This window comes from Cyanobium sp. LEGE 06143 (assembly GCF_015207535.1).
Classification (GTDB): Bacteria; Cyanobacteriota; Cyanobacteriia; order PCC-6307; family Cyanobiaceae; genus NIES-981.
On the sequence record NZ_JADEWP010000214.1, the window covers coordinates 1 to 3,882 of the forward strand.

At 67.5% G+C, this 3,882-nt stretch carries 4 protein-coding genes; 1 reads left to right on the top strand and 3 read right to left on the bottom strand.

The window, feature by feature from the left end:
- The first annotated feature begins 8 nt into the window (after nt 1-8).
- Entirely contained in the window at nt 9-794 is a 786-nt protein-coding gene (locus IQ216_RS12385) for an amino acid ABC transporter ATP-binding protein (RefSeq protein ID WP_228007477.1), read from the top strand.
- A 10-nt stretch (nt 795-804) separates the two neighbouring features.
- On the opposite strand, the gene IQ216_RS12390 is transcribed toward IQ216_RS12385, so the two are convergent.
- The 3 genes from IQ216_RS12390 to psbA form a co-directional block, all read right to left on the bottom strand.
- Nucleotides 805-2,076: an FAD/NAD(P)-binding oxidoreductase gene (locus IQ216_RS12390; RefSeq protein WP_193815703.1), complete on the bottom strand. Its 1,272-nt coding sequence runs from the start codon at nt 2,074-2,076 to the stop codon at nt 805-807.
- 2 nt (nt 2,077-2,078) lie between these two features.
- Nucleotides 2,079-2,723, bottom strand: a complete 645-nt coding sequence (locus IQ216_RS12395; RefSeq protein WP_193815704.1) for a DUF3365 domain-containing protein — start codon at nt 2,721-2,723, stop codon at nt 2,079-2,081.
- A gap of 79 nt (nt 2,724-2,802) precedes the next feature.
- A partial coding sequence (gene psbA, locus IQ216_RS12400; RefSeq protein WP_193815705.1) for a photosystem II q(b) protein occupies nt 2,803-3,882 on the bottom strand: 1,080 nt, incomplete at its 5' end.

Below are 3,882 nucleotides of genomic sequence, written 5' to 3' on the forward strand. Positions count from 1 at the left end.
GCCCGGAGCTGCGCGACATGGAGCCGGATCTCGGGCCGACGGTTGTTGGCGGCGCCTTCCTGCCCGGCTGGGTGCAGGTCGACGACCCGCATGGGCTGTGCCTCGACCTTGCGGCCCATGTGCGGGCCCGCGGCGGTATCATCGAACGCGGCGAGGTGGTGGTGATCATGGGCCCTTCCGGCTCCGGCAAGAGCACCTTCATCCGCACCTTCAACGCCCTGGAGGACTTTCAGCAGGGCAGCATCCACATCGATGGCCGGCCCCTCTCCGCCGACCTGCGCGACATCGATGCCATCCGCCGCGAGGTGGGCATGGTGTTTCAGCAGTTCAACCTCTTCCCCCACCTCACGGTGTTGCAGAACCTCACCCTGGCGCCGGTGCTGGTGCGCCGCCGCAGCCGCTCCGAGGCGCAGCGGCGGGCTGTTCAGCTGCTGGAGCGGGTGGGAATTGCCGAGCAGGCGGACAAATACCCCGGCCAGCTCTCCGGCGGCCAGCAGCAGCGGGTGGCCATCGCTCGCTCGCTGTGCATGGACCCCCAGCTGATGCTCTTCGATGAGCCCACCAGCGCCCTCGACCCCGAAATGGTGCGCGAGGTGCTGGAGGTGATGCAGGACCTGGCCGCCGAGGGCATGACCATGGTGGTGGTGACCCACGAGGTGCGCTTTGCCCAGCAGGTGGCCCACCGCGTGGTGCTGATGGATGGGGGCGAGGTGGTGGAGGAAGCACCGCCGGAGCGGTTCTTCTCGAACCCGAGCCACGAACGCAGCCGCCGCTTCCTCGAGCAGATCCTCTGATTCGCCTGACTCAGCGCTGCCAGCGCATCAGGCCCAGCCGCCGGGCCAACCCCGTGAACGGCTTCAGGTAGGCGCCCTCGTGGGGCTGGGCCTTGAGCATCCGATTCCAGTAGATCCAGGGAAAGCCCCAGCGCTCCAGCAGCCAGGCGAACCAGCGCTCCTTCACCGGATCCACCAGAAAGCTGCTCACGGGCTTCTTGGTGTAGTCGAACTCCACCATCATCACGCTGTGATCCGTGGTGATCAGCGGGCAGGCGCTGTAGCCGTCGTAGCCCCCCCGCACGCTTCGCCCCTGCAGCACCGCCTGCACATTGGCCGCCACCACCGGCGCCTGCAGACGCACCGCGGCCGCCGTCTTGGAGGTGGGAAAGGAACCCACGTCGCCGATGGCGAACACGTCCGGATAGCGGAGATGCTGGCCGCTGTGCGGGTCCACCTCAACCCAGCCCTCCGTGGGATTGACGGCCAGCGGACTCTCGGCCACCACCCGTGGAGCGGCCATCGGCGGTACCACGTGCAGCAGATCGAAGCCGAGCTCGAGGTCGTGGCTCTGGCCGCCTTCCTGCTCCCGGACCCGGAACACGGCCCGGCGCTCGGGGCCGTTCAAGGCCACCAGGTCGTGGCGGAAGCGCACCTCGCTGCCATGGGCGGCGGCGATTGCCCCCATCGCCTCGCTGAAGGCAGGCACGGGGAAGAGGTTGCTCTTGGCGGTGCAGAAGATCAGCCGGGACTTCACCCCCACGCCACTGCGGCGCTTGAACTGCTGATCGGCGATGTGCATGATCTTCTGGGGTGCCCCCCCGCATTTGATCGCCGTGGCGGGCTGGGTGAACAGGGCCGTGCCGCCCTGGAAGCGCCGCAGACAGTCGCGGGTGTACATCGCAAAGCGGCGGCTGTAGATGCTGCAGACCCCGTGGCGACCCAGGGCCGCCGGCAAGCCGTCCACGGCGCTCCAGAGCAGATCGAGGCCCAGGGCCACCACGAGCACCCCATAGGTGATCCGCTGGCCATCGATCAGCTCGACGGCCTGCTGCTCGGGATCGAAGGCCACCACCTTGCTGCAGATCCAGCGCACCCCCTCGGGCATCACCGAGGCCTCGCTGCGCTCGGTTTCAGCCATCGGCACGAAACCGCCGGCCACCAGCACCCAACCCGACTGGTAGTCGTGAGAGGAGGAGGGCTCCACCACGGTGACATCGAGCTCGGGGGCCAGACGGCGCAGCCAGCTGGCCAGCGTGATCCCCCCCGTTCCGCCTCCCGCGATCAGCACCTGGCAATGCATGGTCAGCCTCCCTCAGAGGCCCTGAGCACCTCCTGGACCTCGGGAATGAACACGGCATACATGCCGCGCAGATCGCCGGGCTTGAAGTTGAACGCCTTGTCGGCGGGGTACCTCTCGCTCACGAATCCGGGGCGGCTGTCCTTGGTTCCATGACAGGCCAGACAGCTGGGTTGCACTTCGATGCGGCGGTAATAGTTCACACCAGCGGTCTGGCCGGCGGTGACCGGCTCCCACAGGCCGGTGATCTCGGGGTACCTGGCGAGCAGATCGATCAGCTGGCTCTCGTGGCTGTTGGCGGGGGCATGGTCGGGGTTGCGGTACTTGCTGGCCACCTGGCGCACGGTCCAGCCGTTCTCCTGAGCGATGGCCATGGCCCGCTGCCCCACCGGCTTGCACACCTCCCGCATGGTGTCCATGGTGGGCTCCTCGTCGCTGCCCTCGAGGCTGGAGGCCAGCTGCGTGCGCAGCTGATCCAGTTGCTCCATCGCTGCGACGGCCCGGGGGAGATCAGCCGGACTGGCGGACGCCTCCAGGGCGAGGGCGGGCGCGGGGCAGAGGCTGAGCAGCGCGCTGCTCAACAGGGCGAGGGCGGCGGCCACCGCCATCAGGGGCAGCAGGCGCCGCAGGGTGGGAAACAGGAGGTCCATGGCAGAGCCAGGCAGAGGAACGGAGAAGACGCAGGCGCCACGGGGGGGGGCAAAAGGGCGCCACTCGGGCGCCCCTGCATCAGCCGAGGGCTGGCGCGGTGAGCGCCACGGGAAGGCTGTCCACCCGGGCCAGATCGAGGGGGAAGTTGTGCACGTTGCGCTCGTGCATCGCCTCGATGCCGAGGCCGGCGCGGTTGAGCACATCGGCCCAGGTGTTGATCACCCGGCCCTGGGCATCGAGCACGGAGTGGTTGAAGTTGAGGCCGTTGAGGTTGAACGAGAAGCTGGCCACCGCCAGGGCCGCGAACCAGATGCCCACCACCGGCCAGGCGGCCAGGAAGAAGTGCAGGCTGCGGCTGTTGTTGAAGGAGGCGTACTGGAAGATCAGACGCCCGAAGTAACCGTGGGCGGCCACGATGTTGTAGGTCTCCTCCTCCTGGCCAAACTTGTAACCCCGGTTCTGGGACTCGGTTTCCGTGGTTTCGCGCACCAGGGAGCTGGTGACAAGCGAGCCGTGCATGGCCGCGAACAGGGCGCCGCCGAACACGCCGGCCACGCCGAGCATGTGGAAGGGGTGCATGAGCACGTTGTGCTCAGCCTGGAGCACCAGCATGAAGTTGAAGGTGCCGGAGATGCCCAGAGGCATGCCGTCGGAGAAAGAGCCCTGCCCGATCGAGTACACCAGCAGCACGGCGGTGGCGGCGGCCACGGGAGCGGAATAGGCCACGGCGATCCAGGGGCGCATGCCGAGGCGATAGCTGAGTTCCCACTCACGGCCCATCCAGCAGAAGATGCCGATCAGGAAGTGGAAGATGATCAGTTGATAGGGCCCACCGTTGTAGAGCCATTCATCGAGGCTTTTGGCGGCCCAGATCGGATAGAGGTGCAGACCGATGGCGTTGGAACTCGGCACCACCGCCGCCGTGATGATGTTGTTGCCGTAGAGCAGGCCGCCTGAGACGGGCTCACGCACGCCGTCGATGTCGACGGGGGGAGAGCCGATGAAGGCGATCACAAAGCAGCAGGTGGCCACCAGCAGGGTGGGGATCATCAGCACGCCGAACCACCCCACGTAGAGGCGGTTGTCGGTGCTGGTGACCCACTCGCAGAACTGCGCCCAGCTGGAGGCGCCGGAGCGCTGCTGGAGAGTGGTGGTCAT